The 2,972-nt window shown below is 52.2% G+C and carries 2 protein-coding genes; both read right to left on the bottom strand.

The window, feature by feature from the left end; translation table 11 throughout:
• On the bottom strand, positions 1 to 2,433 hold a 2,433-nt coding region (locus BLX24_RS29810; RefSeq protein ID WP_177225969.1), incomplete at its 3' end, for a SusC/RagA family TonB-linked outer membrane protein.
• A gap of 23 nt (positions 2,434 to 2,456) precedes the next feature.
• Positions 2,457 to 2,972, bottom strand: a 516-nt coding sequence (locus BLX24_RS29805; protein ID WP_143092892.1) for a RagB/SusD family nutrient uptake outer membrane protein, incomplete at its 5' end; no start/stop codon positions are given.

Genomic DNA, 2,972 nt, shown 5'->3' with positions numbered 1-2,972 from the left:
GTTGCCGACACGGTCGGTGTACTGGATGCCGGTTTCGACCCCGAAATAACGCACCTTGTTGTAGTTGAACCACGGGCGGGCACCGGAGATACCAACCAGATACGGTAAGGTGTTTGCCAGCTGAGAGACAATACCGTCGCGCAGGTTGTTGAAATAGTTGATCTCTACCGACAGCTTCCGATTCAGCAGGAGTGCATCCAGGCCAACCGAAATCTCTTTCCGCTTTTCCCAGGTCAGCTCCGGGTTTCCGATCCGGCTTGGCGACGTACGATAGACGGTGTTATCGGTATTGCTGCCAAACCACTGGTTTGTCGAGTATGGGCCGAAAGCCGAACCGGTCGTATTGACGCCCCAGCGGTCCAGATCATAAAACGGCGGCAGGAAGCTTTCATACCCGTTGATGCCTGCTTCTGCACGCAGTTTCAGGTAATTCAGGACTTTGACTTTCGACATAAATCCTTCGTCGGAAATCACCCAGCCAAAACCGGCTGCCGGGAACATGGCATACCGCTTGTCTTTCGCAAAGCTATAAGTACCCGCATAGTTCAGAACGCCCTGGAACATATACCGGTTGCGGTAGGCGTATTGCGCCGTCAGGATGCCGTTCTGCGCACGCTGAGGCTCTTCAATTCCGTTCCGGGCCGATTTCGCAACGTAATACGTCAGACCAGCCTGTAGTTCATGACCATCCCAGTTGCGCTCATAGTTCAGGTTCTCAAATACACTGAATCGCTGCGAATAATAGTCGTGCAGCTTTTCCTGACCAGCCATATCGACGCCATCATGTACTTTGGATAACCGGACGGTATCAGCTCCGCTGGCGGTTTTGCCGGGCGTAGTGATGTATGCGATGTAATCTTCGGCCTTACCGATCCGGACGCTGTTATAGGCATTAAACCCAACATAAGTACGTGATTTCAGGCCGGGGATCAGTTCTTTCATGTCGTAATCAAACTCGACGTTGGTCATACCCGTCCGGCCGGTTTCGGTATAATACCCGTTGTGCATCACGTTACCGATCGGGTTCTGGCGATAGGCCGAGTTGGCACTTACCGCATACCACGGTGCTACCGGGTTATCACCGAACGCCGCATAAACAGGGAACGCAATCGGCGGGGTATTGGTGATGTCGTTCAGGACCGTGTTCAGCTCTACCAGATCGAGGGCCGTGTTGGTATTGCCATCGTCGCTGGTAAAGTTTGAGTTATACCCGTAGTTTGCCGAACGACGCAGGGTAAGGCCACCAAAGAACCCGATCTTTACCTTAATCAGGTCATTGATTTTCACATCGATATTTGTCCGGACGTTGATGCGGTTGTAATCCGATGCCGCTCCGATTTTATAGATATCGCCTTCGCCGTTATAGCCGAGGTAGGCACTATACTGAACGGATTCGTTACCACCCAGCGAAGAGAGGTTGATCCGGCGGAACGACTTCGAGTTTTTCAACATGAGACTCCGGAAATCAACGCTCGGGAAGTACATGTTATACGGATCGTTTTTGCCGTATTCGTTGATGGCCGATTCGCTGTAGAGCGCCGGCAAACCGCTGTTGGTCCGCGCAACGTTGTTCAGCCGGGCATAATCAGCCCCCGATGCCCAACCCGGGAACCGGTCGATCATACTGACCCCTTCTTCGGCATTGACGTTAAGTATCCGTTCGTTTTTCTGGCCACGTTTCGTTTTGATATAGATAATCCCGTCTGCACCGCGCGGGCCCCACATCGTTTTCCCGACGATATCCTTAATCACCGTCGCCGACTCCACTTCCTGCGGATCGAGCGGCATTTCGGTGATGTCGGTCGGAATGTCGTCAATGATAAAAATCGGGTTACGGCCCCGGGTACTCAACCCGATTTTTTCGGTAATCCGGAAGTTGCCGATTTGTTCCTCGGCATTCAGGCCCGGCGAACCATCGCGTTCAATAACCTCCAGGCCATTTACCAGCCCGGCAAAGGCGTTCCGCATGTCGTTGGTCGGATATTTCTCCAGATCCGTCGTCCGGAGAACCGTGTATGCACCCGTCGCGCGGCGTTTTTTAACGTCCATAAACGGCAACTGCACCAGATCATCCGCCGTGTCATACAATTTCTCGGCTTTCAGCTTGATGTTGCTGTTCAGGATAATATCGCTCACCAGCGACACTGACTTGCCGAAGCCATGCGACGAAATAGTAACGTAATCATCGGACAATCCGTCAAAATCAAACTCCCCGGATGCATTGGTTTCGGCATAAATCCGGCCTTCGCCAATGACAACAACCGCTTTATTGATCGGATTCCCGGCTTCGTCGGTTACCCGTAAATGTATCGGAACCGCTTGTTTTGCCTTTTTAGGGGTCTTATCCTGCGCATGAACCGCTGTTGTCTGCAAGAGACAGACAATGAACATGCCGGCCAACCCCTTGTACATATATGTGGTCGAAAATTTCATGTTAATCAGTTTAAAGGGTTGGCTTACCAGACATCATTGGAGACGAAGTTTTTCATCTTGTACATATCTTCCGTGTTGAACGGCAGGTAGTACATGGCTTCTTTCCAACGAACCTGACGGTCGGCCGATAAGGGCAAACGGGTGTATTTAAAACCGGTCGGATACGTTGAGCTGACCGCTACTTTTTCCACATCCATGCGGTAAAGCGTTCCGGTCATAACAGCCGGTGCGTCTTTCCAGCGGCGGATATCGTGGTAATAGTGAGCACCCTCAAAGCAAAGTTCGATAACACGCTCGTTTTTGATCCGATCCCGGAGTTTCTCCTTCGAACCCGAGAAAACCGGCAATACATCCGGCATCCCTGCCCGTGTACGGATTTTGTTCAGCGCCTGCAAGGCTGTCATGGTCGCACCCGGCGCAGCGCCGTTTGGTCCGTAGGCCTCATTGGCGGCCTCCGCATAGTTGAGATACAACTCGCCCAGCCGAATGAGCGGATCGGTATACTGCGGGGTGGTCTTGTTATTAACACTTTGCTCACC

Source organism: Arsenicibacter rosenii, assembly GCF_001870735.1.
Lineage (GTDB): Bacteria > Bacteroidota > Bacteroidia > Cytophagales > Spirosomataceae > Arsenicibacter > Arsenicibacter rosenii.
The sequence above is the reverse complement of the archived record's forward strand: the minus strand, read 5'-3'. Positions and strand labels throughout refer to the sequence as shown.